Genomic DNA, 22,999 nt, shown 5'->3' with positions numbered 1-22,999 from the left:
GCGCATTCCGCTCCAATCAACAGAGTGTGTAAAATCAACATTTAGCATTAACCCAGCTATTTAATTGCTCCATCGGCTATTCCTTTAAGAATGTATTTTTGGAATATGGCGTAAAAGACGATGACAGGAAGGGCCGTGATAATAAGCCCGGATAGAATTTTTGGCCAATCACTGTTATATTGACCGAATAACATGTTTACCGATAACATTAATGTATAATTATTTACATCGGTAAGCATAATCATTGGCAATAAGAAATCGTTCCATAACCATAGGACATCTAAAATAAGGATGGTTGCAGTAATCGGTTTTAAAAGAGGAAATATAATTTTTGTGAATATTTGGAAGTCGTTGCAACCATCAATTCTTGCTGCTTCCTCAAGTTCTTTCGGAATCGTTTTAACAAATCCATGATATAGAAATATCGCCATGTTAACCCCGAGGCCAATATAAATAAGGCCCAATCCGAATGTGGATCCCTGTACGGACAACCCCTTTGCTACTTTTGTTAGCGTGATCATTATGGAGTGAAATGGAACAAGCATTGATGCTAGGAATAAGGTAAACAAGAAATTGCTTAATTTACCCTTTGTTCTTGCTAGTTTATATCCAGCTAATGAACCGCAAATAACAATTCCTGCCAGCCCGATAACGGTAACAATTATGGTATTCCAAGCACTATTGAATAAATCTAACTCTTCGAATATTCCTGTATAATTTTCAAAATGTAATTTTGTAGGGAGCTTCATAACAGATGTAAAAATCTCCCCTTGTGATTTAAATGAATTGATGACAGCCATGTATATTGGAAAAAATGAAATCGCCGCAAAAATTGCCAAAACTAAAGTTGTACCAATAGAAACCAGTTTCTTTTGCATTATGCTTCCACCTCTTTCTTTTTCAACACTTTTACTTGAATTAGCGTGATGACCAAAACAATCAAGAAAAGAATCATCGCTTTAGCATTCGCATAACCATATCTAAAATTATTGGAAAAGGCTTCTTCATAAATATTCAGCGCCATAACCTGTGTCGATCTTCCAGGCCCGCCTGCAGTAAGTGCATAAACTACATCAAAAACTTTAAATGCACCATTTAATGTTAAGAAAGCGCAAATTGTTATTGCATGCATGATCATCGGAATCGTCACGTGGAAAAGTCTTTGAATTGGATTTGCACCATCAATCATAGCAGCCTCTTTTAGGTGTTGCGGAACTCCTTGAAGCGCAGCCATATAGATAACCATCATATAGCCAATCCCATGCCATAAGGACACGATAAGAATGGAGTAGAAGGAAACGTTGGCATCACCAATCCATCCCTGATCAAGAAATGATAATACAGCCTTTTTGGATAATTCCGGTAGGACGTTGGTAAAAATAAATGAAAACATGAATGCACTAATAATTAAACTCAACATATTAGGCATAAAGAAAATGGTTCGAAAAAAGCCTTTTGTTCTAACTCTAGTTTCAATAAATAGAGCTAGAAGCAACGCAATCACGTTCTGAAAAACAAACATGAACGCTGTATATTTTAAAGTAAAGAAAAAAGAATGGCGAAATGCAGGGTCATCTTTAAAAGCTTCTATATAATTGCTTATTCCAACAAAGTTATAGGTTTGAGATAGAGCAGTCCAATCTGTAAAACTATAGAATCCCGCTCCAATCATTGGAATCAACAAGAATATAGAATAAAAAAGAAATGCAGGTAGAACAAATAGGATTAAACTAATAGAACCTTTATGTTTTTTTAGATTTAAACCACTTTTAGAGCTTACTTTAGATTGTACTTGTTCAATAACCATTTCACCGCTTTGCTTATTTAACTGCGACATTACCTAACACCTCACTGACATTGTTGTTTTGGATAATGATAAAGACAGCTGTAAGCTGCCTTTATCATTCACTGAATTTAAAATTTACTTATTATTTTGGTTGAATTGGTCCCAAGCACGGTCCAAGCCTTTGATGACATCCTTCTGAGATGCATCCCCTGCAAAATAACTTTGTAGTAATTTCTGTGACTCGTCTTTTACAGCAATCGGAATCGGAGGATCTTGGTAAGCCTTTCCTTGAGATACATATTCAGTTGAATCCTTTAACCAAGGAAATGGTTCAAAGGTATGTTTGCTAGAGACAGCATTAAACCCAAGGCTTTTATAAAATTCACTAGAATCTTTATCATCCAAAATATAATTGATTAAATCCTTCGCTACATCTTTATGTTTGCTCATTTTTGATACTGCAAGAGATGTTGATGTAGAAAGGTTTATTTGTGTCGTTGCTGAATCATCATTGACTGGAAGTGGAGCAACGCCAAATTCAAAGTCCTTGTTTGTTTTTAAAATCGAATCTGCCATCCATGGACCTTGGATCCACATCGCAGCTTTACCGTTAGCAAAGTCTGCCGCTCCTTGATCTTGTCCGTTCTCAAAGGCACGTTTTGTGCCATTAGCGTTAGATAAATCCATAATTTTAAACATATCTTTTAACGCGGAGAAAGAGCCTTTTCCTTCATTCATTTCCTTAATAAAGTCAGGATTGTCCTTCGCTTGAGCTGCACCTACTGCTAGCGGTAAAAATAATTGAGGAATATACGCATCTTTATAAGTTAACAAAAATGGAGTTACATTTTTTTGCTTTAGCGTTTTAACAACTTGCTCCATTTCCGAATATGTTTGTGGTAATTTTATATTTAAGTCTTTAAAGATTTTCTTGTTGTAAAGATATCCCCATTGAAGTGTCTCCAAAGGAACCGCTACAACCTTACCATTACTTGTTATCGCTGGTTTGACCGTATCAAACACTTTGTCTACGAAAGGTTCATTTGATAAATCCTCAAGATAACCTGCTTTATCGTAAATAGGTATATCATTGATTGCATGCAGAGCAAATACGTCAGGGCTATCACCAGATGCCATCCTGGTTTTTAATAATTGTGCTGCCTGATTAACACTTGGTAATTCCAATTTGATTTCTACATTAATACCTTTTTCCTTTTTCTCTTTGGCTACAAATTGATCCAAGTATGTTTGATACTGCTGCTTAAAACGTGGTTGTCCAATAAATACTTTCAGTTCAACATTTTTTTCGGCCTTTGATCCATTTTCGTCAGAAGCTGTTTCCTTAGAATTACAACCTGCTAACAAACCGATAGCTAGAATAAAGATTAGCAAAGATGATAACGCTTTCTTCATTTTTTGTGACCCCCCTGAATAATATTTAAAGCATACTTTTATATTAATCGCCCCTCTAGAATTTAAATATTGAAAATATTAACGCTTACATTTGGACTTTTTTAACCTTGTCTCATTTCACCTGGTGAAGTTTTGAAATATTTCTTGAAGACCCGATAAAAGTAAGAGATATCTTCATAACCAACCAACTGGGCAATACTCTTGATTTGAAACTCCTTACCTTGTAGTAATTTTTTTGCATATTCCATACGACGGCTGACGATAAATTCGGTAATATTGCATCCATATACATTTTTAAATGTTTTACTCAAGTATTCTTTACTAACAAAAAACTTATTAGCTAAGACCTCTAAAGATATATCGATATCGGCAAAGTTCCGTTCTATATATTCTTTAATTTCCTCCAAGTTTAACTTGCTCTTCCGCTTATTTATATCAATCATATACTCGATATAGCGTTTTCCTAAATCCAGTTGTTTCTTCATAACTCTATCAAGGGAAAGGTCAAATTCACTATTTAGCTCCCCATTATTTTCAAAAACCTCGTGAACATTAAAATTATTTTTTATCATTAGTTCTTCTAAAGTAAGAATAAATTCATGCTCAATCTTTGCAATTACATTGCTGTCAACCCCAGTCACTTTTTTAAATTCATTAAAATAACGGTGAATGACATTTTCAAAGCCGTCAATATTTAATTCTTGCAAAAATGAGGTAATTGTTTTTTTGTATTCCATAATTAAGGCGGAGATATCTTTGCTAGAAAAAGATATTGGCTTATAAAATTGTGTCTGTGAAGAACTTTTAATTTCGTTGATACACTTTTCTAGCGCTAGATTTAATTCATCTTGATTGATTGGTTTCAGTAAATATTCATTAACCCTCGAACGGATTGCCTGACGCATAAAATTAAAATCGTCATACCCACTTGCCACAATAAGCTGTATCTGTGGGAAACGATCTGCCATGATTTGAAGCAGCTCCATACCGTCAACTCCAGGCATCTTCATATCCGTGATGACAATATCAGGGGAAATTTGTTCAATTAACCTTAATCCCTCTTGTCCATCTCCAGCTTCCCCAATTATTTCTATACCATATTGATCCCATTTTCCAAATTGCTTAATCGTTTCTCTTGTCCATTTTTCATCGTCAACAATTAATATTTTAATCATTAATTACCCTCCATAGCTATCTTAACGGGAATCCTAATTACCACTATTGTTCCTTTTCCGACGGTACTTGAAATATCAAGACCGTAATCATTACCGAAATACAACCGGATCCTTGCATCAACGTTTTTAATACCAATACTTCCTGTTGTATTTAAAGAATGAGTGCTCCTTTTAATTTGCTCCATAAGGTCATCTAATTTCTCCTCAGGAATTCCAACACCGTTATCTGTAATGGTAATTTCAATATCGTCAAAAACTTTTTGAACATCAATCGACAGTTTCCATAATCCCTTTTTTTGTTCAAATCCATGATTAAAAACATTCTCTACTATTGGCTGAATCGTTAACATTGGAATCGTGTAACCCTCTGTACCTTCTTCAATGTATAAATCAGTCTGTACCTTCCCCTCAAAACGCATGTTCTGAATATATAGGTAATTTTTAATATGTTCTATCTCACGGTCAATTAAAACCATGTTTCCTTGCTTTCCTGTTATATAACGAAACATATCACTCAATGCACTTATAACCGAATAAATCTCATTGGCTTTATGAGTCACTGCCATTCCGCCTACCAGTTGAAGCGTGTTGTATAAAAAGTGAGGATTAATCTGTGCCTGCAATGCCATAAACTGCGCGTTTCGTGTTTCTATCTCACTTTTGTACTCTTTATTAATTAACTCATTGATTCGATAAACCATTGATGAAAATCGTTTTTCGAGCAATCCAATTTCATCGATACGTTCTGTTTCAATACTAACATCAAGGTTGTTTTCTCCTACTTCATTCATAGCATGTACTAACTGAATGATCGGCTTTGTCGTTCTTACTGATATAACAATCGATAAAATAACCGTAAGCAGAATCGAAAGAGCACTAATAATTATTCCAACGATAAGCGTTTTCGTGACTCCATTCAAAAGCATACTTTCAGGAACCACCTTTACAATGGCCACTTTATTGTTGAAAGCCTTCTTAAAAAAAACATACCCTCTGTTTATTTTTAGATAGGAGATATTTTTGTTACTATCATTCATTTGTTTGATGATTTTTTGAAAATCAACAGATGTTTTTTTACCTTGATTAGGATTGTAAAGAATATGCCCCTGATGGTCTATCACAAAAACGGAGCTTTCCCGTTCTGATTCCAGCATCTCAATGACACTATCGATTACATTCCAATTCATTTCTAGAGATATTCCACCAACAATTTCTCGATTCTCAAATCTTATGATACTTCTTGTAAGGGAAAAACCTTGATTCAGCAGTTTGCTTTCAAAACTATAATTCGGACGAACCCCTAAATTACTCCAGGTAGTCCCATTTAGTTGATTAATCTTGGATACTTTAAAATCTGCCTCTTTTACGGAGTAGACTGTCTGGCTTTCTTTGGCATATATCGAAACAGCATTCACATGTTTATTCCCATAGTAAATAGAAAATAACTTATCCTGGATATAAGCCAGCGTACTAAAATTTAAAGGAATATTTTCATCATTAATCTGACTAATACTTGGTATTAATTTTTCATCTATTAAACTTCCAAACAAAATATTGTCACTTTCTGTTAACTTTTCATCCAAATATTTACCTGCTAAATTGATTCTAGCCTCGTTTGAATTCACTACTTCTTTTTCATAATTACTTTGCGAAACATTTATAGAAAATACAATTAGTATTAGTAATGGTAAAATCATGACAGCAAGCATCAGGGTCATTAGTTTATAGCGTATATTACTTGCTATTTTACGAAAAAGATTTTGATGTATGTACATCCAAAAAGTATTTAGCGCCTTCATCAATTTCAGCATTCATTTTCTTTCCTTTTCAATAAATTTATAACTTATTTTATATTATTTTATATACCAACTTAACTTTCAAATAGGGGTTTGTCAAAAGTATTTTAATACTAGGTGTACCAAACAAAGAAAGACAGAAGGAGCTTCAAACTTAATGCTCCTTCTGTCTTTTTTTATGCATGTGAAACAATTAATTGGCAATCTCCAGCTATCTCGAATCCCCCAAATCCAACCGGGATAATAAGGTGGGTGCCCTTGTCCAATTGATAGGCTTCCCCTTGATGAACAAGTGTGCCTTCGCCCTTTATCATACTAAGAAGTAAGTAATCATCATGGGGATTAAACGTTGCCTTTCCATTCACATCCCACTTAAATACTGAGAAGAAATCAGATTCTACATAAGTTGTAATGGTTACATTATCCTTTGTTTCTATTTTAGGAACAGTTACGTTTCCTTGATGTGGAACAGTAGTCACATCAATTGCTTTTTCCAAGTGAAGATCACGTAAATTTCCTTCTGCATCTTTGCGGTCATAATCATAGACGCGGTAGGTGGTATCCGAGCTTTGTTGTGTTTCTAATACCAGGGTTCCTTCACACAAGGCGTGGATGGTTCCACTTGGTACATAGAAGAAATCGCCTGGCTTAATTTTAACCCTGCGAAGTAAACCCTCCCATCGCCCTTCCTTCGTTTGCTGGATCAATTCTTCTTTTGTCTTGGCGTTATGGCCAAAAATCATGTCCGCATCCTCTTTACAATCAATGATATACCAGCATTCTGTTTTCCCAAGTTCACCGTTCTCATGGATTTTTGCATAGGTATCATCTGGATGAACTTGAACGGATAAATCCATGTTCGCATCCAATATTTTTGTTAATAGAGGGAAAACGTCTTCCGTTGGATTTCCAAAAAGTTCAGGTTGTTCTTTCCAAAGTACGTCCAGAGTTTTTCCAGCAAATGGTCCATTTCCAATCATCGATGGACCGTTTGGATGTGCAGAAATTGCCCAGCATTCCCCTGTTTTATCGTTTGGTATCGAGTAACCAAATTCTTTTTGTAAGGCGTTTCCACCCCAAATTCGTTCTTTAAAAACGGGTTTTAAAAATAATGGCTGCAATATAATTCCCTCCGTAGTTCATATGTCTATTGGAATTTTCCCCTTTCAAATTTATCATAATCATTTTTTTATGGAAAGCTATTAATTACCGGCTGTTTCCTTAATAATTTCTAATTACAGCATTCATCCAAGGATTGCATAGTTTGAGTAATCACTGGAAATTTTGATAAAATAAACAGACTACATTTTTTAAGGAGAGATCAAATGACAAACAACCAAAAATATATCGGTTATATTGGAACATACACGAAGGGGGACAGTAAAGGAATCTATTCCTTCACACTTGATACTAACGAGGGAAGAATAGCAGATATTAACGAGGCGGCACAATTAGAAAATCCTACATACCTAACGATCAGTAAGGACAATCGCTATCTATATTCCGTTGCAAAAAAAGGGGAAGAAGGTGGTGTCGTTGCTTTTTCAATAGAGGGAGATGGCACATTAACGGAGCAAAATCGTCAGATGCTTCCAGGCTCATCGCCCTGTCATGTGAGTGTAGATAGCAAAAACTGCTATGCATTCAGTGCAAATTACCATAAAGGATCCGTAGAATCCTACTTAATTAACGTGGAGGATGGCACAGTTCAACCGGCTGCCTCAATCATTAAACACGAAGGTTCAGGCCCAGATCCAAGACAGGAAAAACCGCATACCCATTATGCCGGAGTCACCCCTGATGAGAATTATCTGGCCGTTGTTGAATTGGGAATTGATGCACTTATCACCTATGCGGTCCACAGTGACGGCACACTTTCCAAAGCGAATCTTCTTCCTTTAAAAGCTGGAAGCGGCCCAAGGCATTTGGTTTTTCATCCGAATGGAAAATTTGCTTATCTTATGACTGAATTTAGTTCGGAGGTCATTGTGTTAACCTATCACCCGGAAAATGGACATTTCACAGAAAGACAATATATTTCCACACTTCCCGCTGATTTTTCTGAAAATAATCAAGGCAGTACGATTCATATTTCATCGGACGGACGTTTTGTATATGCGGGCAATCGAGGCCATAACAGCATTGCTGTGTTTCGTGTTGATGTAGAAACTGGAGAGCTTAGCTTTGTTGAGCACACATCTACTGAAGGAGATTGGCCGAGGGATTTTATGTTTGACCCAACAGAGAAATTCATCGTTGCATCCAATCAGGAGTCCAGTAATCTTGTTTTGTTTGCGAGGGACGAGGATTCGGGAAAATTAACCCTTATTGAGTCTGATATTGTTGTGCCATACCCAGTTTGTATCAAATTCTTACATGTTTAAAATCAAAGCCAGGAAAGCGATGCGCTATCCTGGCTTAATTTTTTATAAATTGGAGAACTAGGGCGTAAAAATTTACAATCCGTGACAATACTAAGGAAGATGTTCTTAAGATAAAGGATGTGTCTTTATGAGTTTCTTTCATAGTCAAGAAACCCTTAGTTCAATTGAGTGGATATTAAGAGCAGTTATCGGATTTTTCTTTTTGCTTATTGTCGCGAAAATCATGGGGCAACGTGCAATATCCCAATTAAGATTATTGGATTTTGTTATCGCCTTAGTGCTAGGAAACATCATTGCTCATCCATTAACAGATGAAAAACTTGGCATGAAAGGTTCGATGATTACGACCGTTGTATTGGTGGTTTTGTATACAGGAGGATTGTTCATCAGCTTAAAATCGAGTCGCATCGAAAAATTCCTAGACCCCGTCCCATTTCCACTGATAAAAAATGGCGAAATTAATTACAAGGGACTAAAGAAAGCTAGAATTTCCATTGATCATTTATTAGCTGAGTTGAGAAAAGAAAAAGTTGCGGATTTAAAAAAAGTGGCTTTGGCGCTTTGGGAGTCCGATGGGAAAATCTCGATTTTTTTGGACCCAAAATATGAAGCACTGACACCGACAAGTTATCAAAAGAAAATTGAGCCCTTTGATCTGCCAAGGACGATAATAAAAGAAGGTAAAATTGATTTTTCTACGCTACAACAAATAAACGTGGAAGAAGGATGGATTGTTAATAAACTTAAGACGCTTCATCAGGTAGATGTAAGTAATGTTTTGCTTGGTACCATTGATCACCAAAAAAAATTACAGATTTTCCTATATAAATCTTAGATCTATCAGATTAACTTGAATGAGAAGCGTAAGAAAAAAGGTTGTCGAACCCTTATATATTTTGACGAACGAAATTTACTTACAATCTAGATTTTTATTATTATAATACTAAGTATAGGAAGAAGTAATTAGTACGTTGGTAGTATAGCCAAGCGGTAAGGCACAGACCCTGCAAGGTCTGTAACCTCTGGTTCAAATCCAGATACTGCCTTAATAAACCATTAAAGGGACAGGGGAAAATTACCTGTCCCCTTTAATATTAACAAGCATCATTAACAGATTGTTCTAATGTTAGATCACAACATGGAGTGATGATCTTTTTTAAAAAGTTTCGAACGTATTTTTTGTTTTCCCACTATTCAAAATGCGATTTGCAGGAATAGATCTCATTGCCAATTCATTATAGTTACTCTCAGGTTTAAATATAAACACGGGGTTAGAATGTTGTATCATGTGTAAATCCCAACACATACCATCTACCTTGTTATATTGTCCTTGGATAGTCATGATATGGTTGGTATTGTTTGAAGGTTGAATCTGTAAATTTGTGAAAGTGTTACCACTACATTCATTCGGAATAGTTTCACTGCCTTCTAAAACAATATTTTCAATACAATCTTCCAATGAAATTTTATCAAAGCGATTTGCATTTACGTATGCAAATCCACTAGAAGGTTTAGTGGCTTTCAAATAGATACCTTTCGCAAAAGATACAATTTTTATATCTGTAAAGTTTACAAATGAAATCTCATGTCCGCTCCCACCTGAGTACAAAAAGATTCCTGTGCCTGATACTGAGCCTGTCCAATTTACAAGGACAAGATTTTTTAATGATGTATTATTCCAAGTATTGTAGTATTTATATTTCCCGTCCAAATAAATAGCTTCTTTGGTGTAACCGTTGTAATCAACCATAATACTAGCATCCCAAAATGAAGCATCCTTTTGTAGTTCAAATCCTCGAACGTTGGCACCAATTACAAATCTAGTCCCATAACTCCCTTGTAGCTTAACACCTTGTTTAATGATTACAGTTCCCGTTATATAATAATCTTTATCTGCAGCAATGACTGTTTTCCTAGCATTTTGGGAAGCAAAATCAATTGCTGCCTGAATCTTCGCCTGCGGCGTAGTACCTGAAAAATCCTCTACATATACGTTTGTTTCTGGCAAATAACATCCCTCCTTTAATAATATTATAGGTTTCAAATTATTATATTGATTTTTAAAAAATAAGCATGATTAAATCGCACAATGATAAAGAAATTATATAAAGTAATAAAAACAGCCCTAAATTATGAATAAACATAATTTTGGGCTGTTTTTATTACTTTAGGTGGATATGACTTATCCATGTTTTGTTTTGATATTAGGAACTGCTCTGTCACTAATTTTCTTATCATTCATTCCTATAGATATTCTCCCAGCAAAATAGTATCCAAATGGAATTTTATTCAAGATAAATGTGGATGCAATTGACAATAATAAACTAGCAAAGAAATATAATCCTGTTAGCAGGGATGGATGAATTTCCAAAGACAAACGCTTGAAAACTACGTACATCACAGCTAAAAAGACCGGATGTATTAAATAGATCCCGAACGAATACTGGCTAATCCAAACGAAGAATTTAGGTACTTTGGGCATTTTTGTAGCAATATAATAAATCAAAAATATCATACTTGTCGTAAAAAAAACCATATCTACTCTTTTAGATGAAATAATCGGTAAAACTTTTGTCCCATATAAAAATAAACAAATGGATCCTAATATGAATGGACTGACAATAACCCATTTTGAATATTTGTTCAAAAGATTGATAAATAAGGAAAAGTGTTTACCGCAGTAATAAGCAAGCGAAAAATAATACACCCAGCCTAAAAAGGGAATCCAATAGAATTTTTCCCATATATAAACCCCAATTTCCGATGGATACGGTTTAACAAAGTTGAAAAAACCTAAATAGGCCATATTGATCAAAAATGCGCTCCCCATAACTACTGACGGTTTCCATTTTTGCAAATGTTTATTGAAAAAATAATGAAGCAAGTAAAATTGAAAGATAACCAAGATAAAATAGCCATGGAAATCCCCTAATAAAAGATGTCGCCAGAAAAATTGGCCAAACGAACTTAACAAACTAGTTCCTGTACTTAAGGATTGTTCAAAGGCTTTTAATACGGCAAAAAATGTCCCAAACAATACATAGGGAACCATTACATACTTTAGCCTTTTAGCCCAAAAGTTTGAAGGTAGTTCATTTGGGTAGGAACGTGATAAAATGAATTCTGAAATAAAAATAAAGGTGGGCGTACCAAAAGTTAATAAAACTCTTATTAAATTGACTGTATTACTTTCATCAGCGTAAGCTCTTGCAAGTGAATGAAGAAGTAATATACTTAAACAAGATATACTTCTCATTAAGAAAATTTCATTTATCAATTTTTTCTGCAAAATGCCCTCTCCCTTTCAAGGAAAAAATATTTAATAGCACTTTCATTATTCATAAAAGAACATTTCTACATATTGGTATAATTTTCTTTTAGCATCATTTCCATGAACCCCAAAGGTATTTCCAATTATTTTGACATATTCACTAATTGTGATGCCAATGTTATGCTTATTCATCCACCATGCTTTTGGATCATAGGAAGTATCACTAGAAACATAAATTAGCTCAAAATTGTTGCTCTTATAAACTCTATTGAAATTATATTTCACCCTCCTCATATGGAAATCAGATGAGACTATGATTGCAGAACGGTAATTATACTTTTTCATTACTTTCTGAACATAAACTGCGCTTTCAAATGTGCTATCTGCCCTATCTTCTAATATTAAAGAATTCCTTGGCAGAAGTGTAACAGCCTTTCCCCAAAGATTATCTGCCAATCCATTTGATACGATGATTTTACTTGCATACCCCAACTTATAAAGCTCAATTCCTTTTTCGAGACGCCCTTCCCCTCCACTCAATACAACAATCACATCTACTTCTTTTGGCTCTTCATTAATCACCAGATATCTTCCTGCGAAAAATAGGACAAGAATAAATACAAGTACCACTAACAAATAAAGTGTATATCGAAAACTCGTTTTTTTATTGATAGTATTCAGCGTACCTTTGCCTCCCGTCGTTAAACAGTTGCGTGTTCAATAAGGTTATAAATTTCTCCATAGGAATGTCTTCTATCAAATTTTTCTTCTGCTAATCTCCTTGCATTTTCCCCATATGCCGCTCGTAAACCTTCATTATTATAAAGCTGTTCAATTAGGGCGGCTAATTTGACAGGATCCCCTGGATTGTAGTTATAGCCAATATTTTCGACCGTCACCATTTCCAAAAATTCCTTATTTAGGCTGCTATTTAATACTGGTAAACCTGCTGATAAAAAATCTCCAATTTTGTTCGTAATACTTTGTTGAGCACCTTTACTGATTGCATTCGCTGCAATATCTGAACTTACTAAATAAGGAATCATTTCCTCATATTTTAAGTGACCCATAAAATTCACAGGTGCCCCCAGCTGATTGGCCAGCTTTTCAAATTTTGGTTGTAATGGTCCGGACCCAAATACTTTAAAGACAATATTGGGTATCCCTTTATTTTTAAGAATTGAAACTGCACGAATCACTGTCTCCAGGTCATAACTATAGCTGATAGTTCCGATATAGGTAATCCAAAATTCATTAGGATCTTCCTTTACTTGCTTTTCCTTATAGGAATCAAAAACGCCTAGGTCTGTTCCGATATAGATGGGTAAATAACTTCTGGCATTTATATTGACTTTATTTACTCGCTGTACATAACTCTTTGAAACACCTACAACATAATCTGCTAAACTATAAATTTTATTGGCATAGACTGTAAGCGGATATAATATGACATCAACCAATACCTCTGGTAGAGGGATAGCATTCTTGATTGCTTCTGGCCATACATCCTGAATATCCATCACAAATGGTATCTGAAACTTCTTGGCATATCTTCCAACAATAAAAGCAGCATCCATCATAGGATAGGCACAATAAATCACATCGGGTTTTTGCTTAATATTTTTTAAAAAAAGCGCAAGTTGTTTCGAGAAATGTCTATGGCTTTGAATTCGATCAATACCAATATTCTTTTTGTACCCTAGTTCATCTATCATGACGATTTTATACGTAAGACTCCTATTGATTTTTTCTATTTTAGTTTTATCTCGAAAGTTTTTATCACTGTGCTTAAAATTACTCGTAAGTAAAGTGACCTTATGACCCTTGCTGCTTAATTTTTCTGCAATATAAGTAAATCTATTAAATCCTTTTTCCCCTGGAAGTATTGTAAAGGGAGCGACTAAAAGAATTTCTCTATTATTTGTTAACATCCTTCCACTCTCCATCCGACATCTGGTTAGCATAACTTTTTTAGACAACTACTTTCATAGTTTCTTTAGATTGATTGGTCATAAACAACAGTATTTCCTTTAGTGACCTTCTATCTAGATAGTAATAATTCTCAAGTAGATTTGAAATTTTCGTAACATCTAAAGTCACTGATTTACCAACAAAGATTTTTGGATGTACCTGATAGTCCTGTACTTCATTTTTGTTTAGAATTTCTTCAAATAGTTTCTCCCCTGGTCTTATTCCAGAATAAGTAATTTCTATCTCATCTTCTGAATAGCCGGATAAGCGAATTAAATTTTTAGCTAAATCAACGATTTTAACTGGCTCTCCCATATCAAGCACAAAAATCTCCCCACCTTGTGCTAGTGCTCCAGCCTGTAAAACAAGTCTAGATGCTTCAGGAATGGTCATAAAATATCTTGTCATTTGAGGGTCGGTTACTGTTACAGGACCGCCTTTCGAGATTTGATCCTTAAACAAGGGAATAACACTCCCCCTACTTCCCAACACATTACCAAATCGGACTGCCACAAATCTCGTATTGCTTTTTCGATCCAGCTCTTGAACAATCATCTCAGCTATTCTCTTCGTAGCACCCATCACACTTGTTGGGTTTACTGCCTTATCAGTAGATATCATGACAAAAGTCTCAACACCATTTTCCCCTGCTGCTTCTGCTACATTTTTTGTACCCATTACATTATTCTTAATGGCTTCTTCTGGATTTCTCTCCATTAATGGTACATGCTTATGAGCAGCTGCATGAAATACCACTCTTGGCCTATATTCATTCATAATAGCGAAAATTTTATCCCGGTCCGTAATATCTGCAATTTCAGTAACAATTTCAATTTTATTACTTAAAGAGGATTTCAACTCCATCTCAATTGTATATATACTATTCTCTCCATGGCCAAGCAGGATAAGTTTTGAGGGTGAAAACTGAGAGACTTGCCGGCAAATTTCGGAGCCAATCGATCCACCAGCACCGGTTACAAGTACAACGCTGTTAGTAATATATTTTGCAATCGATTGTGTATCTAATTCAACAGGCTCCCTGCCCAAAAGATCACCCGGTTCTACATTGCGTATTTCATTAACAGAGACCTTACCAGTAACTAAATCTTCAAACATTGGCATCATTTGTGTATTAATCTTGGTTTTGGTGCATTCCACATAAATATCGTGCAACTCCTTTTTATTAAGGGACGGAATAGCAATAACGATATTTTCAATCTTTAGATCTTTGACTGCATCATGAAGTTTGTTTAAGCCTCCATGTACTGGTATTCCCAAAATTTCAAGGTGTTGCTTTAGTTTATCGTCATCAATAAATGCGACAGGAATAAGTTCACCGTTACTTTGTTTTAATTGTCTTGCTACAAACATGCCAGCAGATCCAGCTCCAATAATCAGCGTTCTCTTCTTAACTTTATTGTTTCCTTCCAAGTGCTTATCTTTATAAATCCGCCAAGAAAACCGAGACCCGCCAATTAAAAACAAATGCATCATCCATGTCGTTGTTAATATTCGAAAATAAACTTGCTGACCAATAATATATTGAATAATAGCTGCAGTGATTACTGAAAATGTTACGGCTTTTAGAACGGTTACCATTTCATCAACACTTGCATACTCCCAAGCACTTTTATACAACTTATATTTATAAGCGAATATATGATGACTTAAAAGTAAGGTTGTTGATACAAGAGCCAATGGCATAGTGGGGACTACACATCCTGAAAACAAAAGAAAACTACATATATAAACGGATGTGAACACTATTAAGGAATCGACAACTAATAAAGAAACCAACCGTTTATGAAAACTCATGATTAGACATTCCTTTCCGATTCTTTTCAAAAGGTTTATATTCAGCTAACTTTTTCGATGAATATAAACAGAGGTGCAAAAGTTAGATTTCTGCAATTTTACAAAGAATCATTTGTTCTTATTAGCGAACAGATATATAATAGAAATTCGCTATATTACTAGAAAAAACCTTTTTTCAAAGGGATTTTTTCCTACTAACTCGGGAGCTGGATGGAAATATAATTTTTTCTCCTATGATGAGTGATAAATGATTCAATTGTTTGAATAACCCTTGTTTGCTCTTCTTCCGTCATGTTTGTCCCTGAAGGTAAACAAATTCCTCTTTCAAATAAACGGTCAGAGACGCTCAAGTAGTTGGAATGAGGATAGTATTTAAATTGATTTAATAATGGTTGTAAATGCATTGGTTTCCAAATTGGTCTTGCTTCAATATTTTCTTTTTCTAGCGCCTGAATTAACTCAAGTGGAGAAAACAATGGTTGTTCTGAATCTATAAATAGAGTGGTTAGCCAGCGATTATGACGTGTCCCTTGATATTCCGGCATAAAAACAAACTCCTTAAAATGACTTAATTCGCGAACGTATCTGTGAAAAATAGCTTGTTTTTGTTCCACTCTTTCCTCGATAGCCGCTAGTTGAGCAATTCCGATTCCCGCCAAGATATTACTCATCCGATAATTGTAGCCCAACTCACTGTGCTGATAATATGGTCTGTTGTCTCTTGCTTGCGTAGAGAGAAACTTCCCTTTTACAAGTGCCTCTTGGTCATTTGAAACCAACATTCCCCCACCCGAGGTAGTAATAATTTTGTTTCCGTTGAAGGAATACACACCAAATTTCCCAACCGTTCCACTTTTTCTCCCTTTGTAGATAGCACCAAGTGATTCGGCAGCATCTTCAATAATAGGAACCTGATAAAAATTACAAATTTCTACTATTTCATCCATTTTCGCATTCTGCCCATAGAGATGTACGACTATTACTGCTTTGGGCAGGCTTCCTTCTTTTTCCGCATCCAAGAATGCTTTTTTCAAAGCTTTAGGGGACATATTCCATGTATCAAATTCTGAATCAATAAATACAGGTTCAGCTTGTTGATAAAGAATTGGATTTGCACTCGCCACGAAGGTAAGTGTGGAACAAAAAACTTTATCACCAGTTTTCACATCTAGTATTCTTAATGCCAGATGGATGGCTGCCGTACCCGAACTTACTGCTAGAGCACCTTTGGCTCCAACATATTGAGATATATCCTGTTCAAACCTGTCAACATTAGGACCTAAAGGAGCAATCCAATTTGTTTGAAAGGAAAAATCAATGTATTTCTGCTCATTGCCGGTCATATGTGGTGACGAAAGATAGATCCTCTTGTTATTACTCCCCATAAACTCACATCCACTCCTAAATGACGTAATTTCTATTAGACTATATAAAAACTAAGGTTATTGTTTACTAAGGAGATTTTGCATAGCCAAATCCGGATGTCTGTACAAAGGAAAATAACTTTCAGTAACAGGCAGGCTATTAACAAGTTCTTGATAAATTTCCTCATTACGGATTCTTTTTCCAATGTAAAAAGGCAAATCCCCATATTTATTAAAACGCTTTTTAAAACGATATAATGTATCGTTATCTCCAGCATATCCTCCACCTAAATGTAATACTTTCTTTCCTTTAAACTTTGCCCATTCAACAACATAATGAATTAGAGAATTATTAGGTGCGTACTTTAGGTATTCTTCCTCTGAACCTAATAAATGATAATGGATGAAATCACCATAGTGCATAAAAAAGCAAGACATTACGACTTTATCTTCCATCATGACTTCGATTAGTTCCAAATGATCCCGCAAAAGTTCCACATTATTTTCAAAAAAATCTCTCTGAAAATAGTAATAATCATATGCGTTTTTCTTATCCATTGTTTTATAATATAGATCCAAAAAGTTTTCAAATTCGCTTGGAGAGCGATGGACCATCGTGAAATATTCATTGGCTTGCGCCTTCCGTAGTCTATTTCTGTTTTTCTTATCATAATTAGCCCATATTTCTTCTAACTCCAAAGATAAATCAACGTAAATAGTATGACGGTTTAATGTAGCCTCAATATCCTTATAATCCAAGTCATTCCGAATTAATGGATGAAATCGAACAAACTCGGAAATAATATTTTTTTGAAAACAAAAGGAACTAAATGAATCCTCAAATTGTCTGTATAATTGTTTTTTAATGGATCCGTCCTTCGTATTAGTAATTGGGCCTCCATAACCGTATGGAGTTGTTATATCATACAAATCCCCATATTTTCTTCTGACGCCATCTGTATAGGATAAGTCATTAAGCCCTCTTAATAAAAACGGGTAATAGACAAAATTCTCTCCTTTTTCATATATAAAGAGCTGTGCTTTCCCCTCTCCATTTCTCTCATAAATTTCTAGATATTCCGGTGTAAAATATACATCTTTACTTTCTGTCCTTTCTAAAAATTTGTACCAACTCTCTTTTTCACTTAAATCAAATGTTTTATAAACCACCTTAAGTACCCCCAATAATTCTTTTTAAAAAAGTTCAATTCGACCCATTTTCACGATAACCAATCGAAAATAGATGTCGTTTTTATCATATTTACCTAGCTAATCTCTATATTCATCCTGTTGCTTTTACACGCCAATGTGAACTCGGAGTGGTTGTAGAATACTTCACCGGTCAATAAAAGTATTTTCCGTTTTGGGTCAAGCTGTAAGAGGCAGCTTAGGAGATCATGATCATTCAAGGCATTAGAATCCGTTAATCGATAGAATTGATTTTTAATTTTACCAATTTGATAAACTCCCTCTCTAGTTGAACATGTAAATATAGAAAAATCATATGCATCATGCTGGGCTTCAGCATTAGGATAATTCTCTATATAACATTCGTAAGTGGAGTGAGAACGTGCTGAAGCAAGCTGTCCCCCAACATACCAGTATGTAGAATCATTTCTAACAAAGCCGATTTTTTCATACCAACTGATAGCTTCCTCGTTATGATTAAAAACATCTAAGGACATCTTATATTTCCCATATTCATCCAATAAATGGTATCCGTGTTTTACTAAAAGCGATTTTCCAATGTCAGATCTTTGATATTCAGGGAAAACATAAATATTATTTAAAAAAATATCCTCTTCAAAAATACGCCATTCTGTATAGCCGGCTAAACGGTCATCAACAAATGCCCCAAAAAGTTTCACACGTCGATTTTTCTCGGGAACCGCAAGCAAGTTTTTTATATATGCCACATAACCTTCTGAACTAAAAATTGTGAGTGGAAAAATGTCCTTATTCATTCCGGACTTAATCAGCTTGGGAATAAGATGAGCATCTTTAATTTGTAAAGGTTCAATCCTTATATTCATTAGTTTTATTCCACCTCTTGAAGACTAAGCTTTCATCCGTCGTTCCACATCAAAATCTAACATTTGTTGATCAGGTACATTAGCAATCCCGTCACGTTTTAAAGTTTTACTGATTGTCTTGAAAATAATCCTCAAGTCCAAGCCGAAAGACATGTTTTCTACGTATTTAACATCTAATCCCAATCTGCTGTTCCAATCTAACTGGTTCCTGCCCTCCACTTGTGCATACCCTGTAATTCCCGGCCTTACAGAATGCCGTTTTCTTTCTTCTAGAGAATAGTAAGGCAAGTATCGAACTAAAAGTGGACGAGGCCCAACCAAGCTCATGTCACCTTTCACCACATTTAGTAATTGTGGTAACTCATCCAGACTTAAGCGTCTTATCATAAGCCCGACTTTTGTTAATCGAATAGAATCCGGTAAGTAATTTCCAGTTTCATCCTTTTCATTTGTCATTGTTCTAAACTTAAATAAAGTAAAAATCTGCTCATGATATCCAACTCGTTTTTGTTTAAAAAGAATCGGGGAACCTAATTTCACTCTAACGACAATTGCAACACCAAGCAAAATTGGGCTGAAGAGACACAATAGGAGTAAACCCGCAAAAATATCAAACAATCTTTTCATTATTCCCGCCCCAGTCCCATTCAATATAATAGTATTATTATGTTCTTAAAAACGAACAATTTGTGTAAAGAATTGCTTATCCAGGGATAAAAACATTACTATGTTGTTTTAGAATGTTTCTTAAAAGCGTGTAATGAATAATTAACAAAATACCATAAAGCGGCAGCGATATTGATCTTCTGAACCTTTCTATACGTATTCCATGTTTTCTGAGCGGATTTTAGTTTGTTACTTGAGAGTGAATGTACACATTTTCTATAAATAGCCAACTCCTCATTCAATCCATAAGCGTGGATTCCTTTTGAGAGAATGGAAAGCCAAAGCCCGAAATCTTCAGAACAATCCCTATATAATGGCATTTGTACTATCCCTACTTTTCTTTTATCCAACAAGACAGTTAAAGTTCCGATCATAGTATTTTTCAATAGACTTTTATATTCTAGCTTAGGAGGGGCCCGAAATACGACATCAGTTTTATCACCGTTTTCATTCATAATCCTGTAATCAGTATAAGAAAAAGCAAGATCATTTTTTTCCATAAACACTACCTGCCGCTCTAATTTTTGAGGTAGCCAAAGGTCATCACTATCTAGAAAGGCAAGATAGTTTCCCTTTGCAGCAGCAATTGCTCTATTTCGTGCATTGGCAGGTCCCCTATTTTCTTTAAGTTCAAATAACTTGATTCTAGAATCATGAACCATTTCTTGCTTTACAATATCAACCGTGTTATCTAACGAGCAATCATCAACAATAATCATTTCCCAGTTTGTAAAGGTTTGCTCTTTAACTGAATGAATGGTTTCAGTAATAAATTTTGAAGCGTTATAAGTTGGAGTGATAATTGAAACAGCCGCTTCTGTTGAGTATTCCATTTTTTTACCCCACTCTCTCTTTGTATACTTTGAAACGACTCTTCAGACCTCAAAAAGTAAGACTTTCTAATGATTAATTACCTTGTTTTGTTCAAGATTTTTTAGTAATTTCTGGTTGAGAATATTATCTTCTTTTACCCCTTGAGCCTGTTCACGTTGAAGAACAACTCTGATCGTTTGCAATAGGATTTTCAAATCCAACCAAAACGAATAATTGCGAACATAAAGTAAGTCAAAACGTAATTTATCATCTACAGGAGTGGTATAGTTTCCTAACACCTGTGCTAAACCTGTTATTCCTGGCTTCACGGTTAATCGATAAGTGTATTCAGGGAGTTTTTGTTTAAATTGATTAATGAAATATTCTCGTTCTGGTCTTGGTCCTACTAAGCTCATTTCCCCCTTAAGTACATTTAATAATTGTGGAAGCTCATCCAAACGAACCGCCCTTATAAACCTTCCAATTAAAGTAATTCTGGGATCTCTATCTGTGGCTAATACTGGTCCTGTACTCTTTTCTGCATCTTGAACCATACTTCTAAACTTATAAATCCAATATGGATTTCCATTTAGTCCTATACGTTCCTGTTTATAAAGAGCAGGTCCTTTAGAGGTGAGTGGGATTAATAGAAATAAAATTAATAAAAAAGGGCTAGCGATTACTAATACAATTGACGATACAATCACATCAAACATCCGTTTAAAAATTTTTTGACTTACGCTTAAGATTGGAGGTTTTATCGAAATGACGAGCATATCATCTATTTGCTGTGTACCGGCCCCCAGAATCGACAATTCAAATAATTGTGGTACCACCAATATTTCTTTCCCGTAATTGATACATAAGCCCACAATTTCCTCTTTATCCTCTCTGCTAATAGTGGGGCTAAGTAGGAAAAGATCTCCCTTTTTTACGTAGTCATGGATAAAACTTTTTTTAGCTAGGGGAATAAATCCCGATATTTCGAACCACCCTTTATTATGATTTAAGAATTTGTCAGCTAAATACAGTCCTTTTTTTGAATCTTCACCGATAATATAGACTTTCTTTTTACCGAATATTTTTTTGTTTAAATACCAAATACATACACGCGTACAGATTAATAGAATCGTTTGAATAAGGAATGCTTCAAAAATAAAGCTTTGCTGGAAGGATAGATAAGGTGTCCATAGTGAAACCATTGAGATGAGACCTGAGAAGACAACCATCGATAATATAATTGAATATACTAAATGCTGAATACTTTTTCTGCGCCAATCTGCGTATAGTTCATAAAGATAAAAAACAATAAGTGAGGAAACCGAAAGTACAATTAACCAAAAGTAATCGATGTTCACCCCCTTACTAGGGATTGAAAATAAATACGAGAACCAATTCGTCATGAAAAATCCTACAGATACTAACGTAATATCAACGAAAGCCAGAATAAATTTTACATAAGTCCCTCTATAGTCTTCATTCATTTCATTTCTCCTTCCTAGGAAGTTTATTGAATATTATAGATAATTGACTTTTTTAATTTAGATTAGTTACATTTCCAGTACTCCTGTAAAGTATTACTAACCATTTGATCTAGAGAAAAATCCTCTTCTACTTTCCTACGGGCATTTACAATACATTGATTCAGAACCTGTTCTTCAGATTCTATATATAAAATTTTCTTACAGAAGTCATCTACTGAATGATTATTTATTAGAAAACCAGTTTTATTTTCAATAATAGCTTCCTTAATTCCACCTCGATTAATAGATATGATAGGGGTACCAACTGCCATAGCTTCTAAAATAACCATTGGAAATACTTCTCTATAGGACGTTAAAAGTAAGAGATTCATACTTCTTATAAATTCCTCAGGATTATGAACGATACCCACCATCTTTACCTTATGAGAAAGATTTTGTGAGCGGATTAGGTTGTTTAGTTTTTGGTATTCTGGACCATCTCCTGCAATATAAAACATGAGATTCGGAATGTCTCGAAGCTGGTTTGCAATATTAATAAATAGCTCATGATTTTTTTCTTCTGATAATCTTGCTAATATACCAACATTGAAAAATTCCCCTTTTTCTTTTCCATGGAAAACAAACTGTTTTAAATCAACTCCATTGTAAACTGTTGTAATTTTGTTAGGCTTTATTCCGGCTTTCACAAGGTTAAATTTTTCAAAGTCACTTACTGTGATGATTCTTTCTACATATTTATTTAATAAATATGAGAACAAAAATCGACTTTTCTCCTCAAGAACAGTTACATTATGCTTGGTATAAACAATTTTAAAATTTTTTTTAGTCAATTTTTTAATAAAGATACAATACAGAACCATCCTCAAACTATTCGCGTGAATTAGGTCTATTTGTTTATCAATCAATATCTCTTTCAGCTTTTTTATGTTAAGCAAATGCTTAGTCCTACTTATTTCACTAAAGTTATTTTTATGTTTGATTTTCTGGTATAGCTCTCCTGAACCGGCAGCAAAGTGAAAATTTATGTT

20 protein-coding genes and 1 tRNA gene are annotated in these 22,999 nt (G+C 34.7%); 3 read left to right on the top strand and 18 right to left on the bottom strand.

Going from position 1 to position 22,999, the window contains the following annotated elements; genetic code table 11:
* Nucleotides 1-56 precede the first annotated feature (56 nt).
* The 6 genes from QF028_RS01965 to manA form a co-directional block, all read right to left on the bottom strand.
* Nucleotides 57-881 (bottom strand): carbohydrate ABC transporter permease, encoded by an 825-nt coding sequence (locus tag QF028_RS01965; RefSeq protein WP_098930746.1) that lies wholly within the window; start codon nt 879-881, stop codon nt 57-59.
* Nucleotides 878-1,807 (bottom strand): carbohydrate ABC transporter permease, encoded by a 930-nt coding sequence (locus tag QF028_RS01960; RefSeq protein ID WP_215015170.1) that lies wholly within the window; start codon nt 1,805-1,807, stop codon nt 878-880. The genes QF028_RS01965 and QF028_RS01960 overlap by 4 nt, the downstream gene beginning before the upstream one ends.
* 114 nt (nt 1,808-1,921) lie before the next feature.
* Complete coding sequence (locus tag QF028_RS01955) at nt 1,922-3,199, bottom strand: ABC transporter substrate-binding protein (RefSeq protein WP_429463775.1); 1,278 nt, start codon at nt 3,197-3,199, stop codon at nt 1,922-1,924.
* Between the two features lie 101 nt (nt 3,200-3,300).
* Nucleotides 3,301-4,374: a response regulator transcription factor gene (locus QF028_RS01950; protein ID WP_429463774.1), complete on the bottom strand. Its 1,074-nt coding sequence runs from the start codon at nt 4,372-4,374 to the stop codon at nt 3,301-3,303.
* Complete coding sequence (locus tag QF028_RS01945; protein WP_429463772.1) at nt 4,374-6,185, bottom strand: sensor histidine kinase; 1,812 nt, start codon at nt 6,183-6,185, stop codon at nt 4,374-4,376. Before QF028_RS01945 ends, QF028_RS01950 begins: the two co-directional genes overlap by 1 nt.
* Nucleotides 6,186-6,346: 161 nt before the next feature.
* Nucleotides 6,347-7,294: a mannose-6-phosphate isomerase, class I gene (manA, locus tag QF028_RS01940; protein ID WP_429472153.1), complete on the bottom strand. Its 948-nt coding sequence runs from the start codon at nt 7,292-7,294 to the stop codon at nt 6,347-6,349.
* 201 nt (nt 7,295-7,495) lie between these two features.
* Between manA and QF028_RS01935 the strand changes: the two genes are divergently transcribed.
* From QF028_RS01935 to QF028_RS01925, 3 genes are all read left to right on the top strand, one after another.
* Nucleotides 7,496-8,554: a lactonase family protein gene (locus tag QF028_RS01935; protein WP_429463770.1), complete on the top strand. Its 1,059-nt coding sequence runs from the start codon at nt 7,496-7,498 to the stop codon at nt 8,552-8,554.
* 127 nt (nt 8,555-8,681) lie between these two features.
* Nucleotides 8,682-9,389 carry a DUF421 domain-containing protein gene (locus tag QF028_RS01930; protein ID WP_429463769.1) on the top strand — a complete coding sequence of 236 codons (708 nt, stop codon included), beginning with the start codon at nt 8,682-8,684 and terminating at the stop codon, nt 9,387-9,389.
* A 138-nt stretch (nt 9,390-9,527) separates the two neighbouring features.
* Nucleotides 9,528-9,600, top strand: a tRNA-Cys gene (locus QF028_RS01925).
* 110 nt (nt 9,601-9,710) lie between these two features.
* Here the strand turns inward: QF028_RS01925 and QF028_RS01920 are convergent.
* From QF028_RS01920 to QF028_RS01865, 12 genes are all read right to left on the bottom strand, one after another.
* Nucleotides 9,711-10,562: a hypothetical protein gene (locus tag QF028_RS01920; protein WP_429463768.1), complete on the bottom strand. Its 852-nt coding sequence runs from the start codon at nt 10,560-10,562 to the stop codon at nt 9,711-9,713.
* A 174-nt stretch (nt 10,563-10,736) separates the two neighbouring features.
* On the bottom strand, nt 10,737-11,843 hold the full coding sequence (locus QF028_RS01915) for an acyltransferase family protein (protein ID WP_429463766.1): 1,107 nt from the start codon (nt 11,841-11,843) through the stop codon (nt 10,737-10,739).
* 45 nt (nt 11,844-11,888) lie between these two features.
* Nucleotides 11,889-12,407, bottom strand: a complete 519-nt coding sequence (locus QF028_RS01910) for a YdcF family protein (protein WP_429463763.1) — start codon at nt 12,405-12,407, stop codon at nt 11,889-11,891.
* Between the two features lie 119 nt (nt 12,408-12,526).
* Complete coding sequence (locus QF028_RS01905) at nt 12,527-13,756, bottom strand: glycosyltransferase family 4 protein (protein ID WP_429463761.1); 1,230 nt, start codon at nt 13,754-13,756, stop codon at nt 12,527-12,529.
* Between the two features lie 40 nt (nt 13,757-13,796).
* A complete protein-coding gene (locus tag QF028_RS01900) occupies nt 13,797-15,611 on the bottom strand; it encodes a polysaccharide biosynthesis protein (RefSeq protein WP_429463759.1) in 1,815 nt (604 codons plus the stop codon).
* A 194-nt stretch (nt 15,612-15,805) separates the two neighbouring features.
* A complete protein-coding gene (locus QF028_RS01895; RefSeq protein ID WP_429463757.1) occupies nt 15,806-16,996 on the bottom strand; it encodes an aminotransferase class I/II-fold pyridoxal phosphate-dependent enzyme in 1,191 nt (396 codons plus the stop codon).
* Nucleotides 16,997-17,053: 57 nt separating this feature from the next.
* Complete coding sequence (locus QF028_RS01890; RefSeq protein ID WP_429463756.1) at nt 17,054-18,145, bottom strand: GNAT family N-acetyltransferase; 1,092 nt, start codon at nt 18,143-18,145, stop codon at nt 17,054-17,056.
* 95 nt (nt 18,146-18,240) lie between these two features.
* Nucleotides 18,241-19,008 (bottom strand): GNAT family N-acetyltransferase, encoded by a 768-nt coding sequence (locus tag QF028_RS01885; RefSeq protein WP_429463754.1) that lies wholly within the window; start codon nt 19,006-19,008, stop codon nt 18,241-18,243.
* 24 nt (nt 19,009-19,032) lie between these two features.
* Entirely contained in the window at nt 19,033-19,635 is a 603-nt protein-coding gene (locus QF028_RS01880; RefSeq protein ID WP_429463752.1) for a sugar transferase, read from the bottom strand.
* Between the two features lie 98 nt (nt 19,636-19,733).
* On the bottom strand, nt 19,734-20,507 hold the full coding sequence (locus QF028_RS01875) for a glycosyltransferase family 2 protein (protein ID WP_429463750.1): 774 nt from the start codon (nt 20,505-20,507) through the stop codon (nt 19,734-19,736).
* Nucleotides 20,508-20,573: 66 nt separating this feature from the next.
* Nucleotides 20,574-21,971: a sugar transferase gene (locus tag QF028_RS01870; RefSeq protein ID WP_429463748.1), complete on the bottom strand. Its 1,398-nt coding sequence runs from the start codon at nt 21,969-21,971 to the stop codon at nt 20,574-20,576.
* A 62-nt stretch (nt 21,972-22,033) separates the two neighbouring features.
* Nucleotides 22,034-22,999 (bottom strand): glycosyltransferase (locus QF028_RS01865; RefSeq protein WP_429463746.1); only part of this gene is annotated, 966 nt, incomplete at its 5' end.

Source organism: Neobacillus sp. B4I6, from assembly GCF_050434045.1.
In the GTDB taxonomy this organism is placed as follows: Bacteria; Bacillota; Bacilli; order Bacillales; family Cytobacillaceae; genus Neobacillus.
Note: the sequence above shows the minus strand (reverse complement) of the source record. Positions and strands in the feature narration are given on the sequence as shown.

Coding starts and splice junctions, on each gene's coding strand:
- QF028_RS01960 (WP_215015170.1), bottom strand. CDS start 1,807: ATGGTTATTGAACAAGTACAATCTAAAGTAAGCTCTAAAAGTGGTTTA.
- QF028_RS01955 (WP_429463775.1), bottom strand. CDS start 3,199: ATGAAGAAAGCGTTATCATCTTTGCTAATCTTTATTCTAGCTATCGGT.
- QF028_RS01950 (WP_429463774.1), bottom strand. CDS start 4,374: ATGATTAAAATATTAATTGTTGACGATGAAAAATGGACAAGAGAAACG.
- QF028_RS01945 (WP_429463772.1), bottom strand. CDS start 6,185: ATGCTGAAATTGATGAAGGCGCTAAATACTTTTTGGATGTACATACAT.
- QF028_RS01935 (WP_429463770.1), top strand. CDS start 7,496: ATGACAAACAACCAAAAATATATCGGTTATATTGGAACATACACGAAG.
- QF028_RS01930 (WP_429463769.1), top strand. CDS start 8,682: ATGAGTTTCTTTCATAGTCAAGAAACCCTTAGTTCAATTGAGTGGATA.
- QF028_RS01905 (WP_429463761.1), bottom strand. CDS start 13,756: ATGTTAACAAATAATAGAGAAATTCTTTTAGTCGCTCCCTTTACAATA.
- QF028_RS01900 (WP_429463759.1), bottom strand. CDS start 15,611: ATGAGTTTTCATAAACGGTTGGTTTCTTTATTAGTTGTCGATTCCTTA.
- QF028_RS01895 (WP_429463757.1), bottom strand. CDS start 16,996: ATGGGGAGTAATAACAAGAGGATCTATCTTTCGTCACCACATATGACC.
- QF028_RS01885 (WP_429463754.1), bottom strand. CDS start 19,008: ATGAATATAAGGATTGAACCTTTACAAATTAAAGATGCTCATCTTATT.
- QF028_RS01880 (WP_429463752.1), bottom strand. CDS start 19,635: ATGAAAAGATTGTTTGATATTTTTGCGGGTTTACTCCTATTGTGTCTC.
- QF028_RS01875 (WP_429463750.1), bottom strand. CDS start 20,507: ATGGAATACTCAACAGAAGCGGCTGTTTCAATTATCACTCCAACTTAT.
- QF028_RS01870 (WP_429463748.1), bottom strand. CDS start 21,971: ATGAATGAAGACTATAGAGGGACTTATGTAAAATTTATTCTGGCTTTC.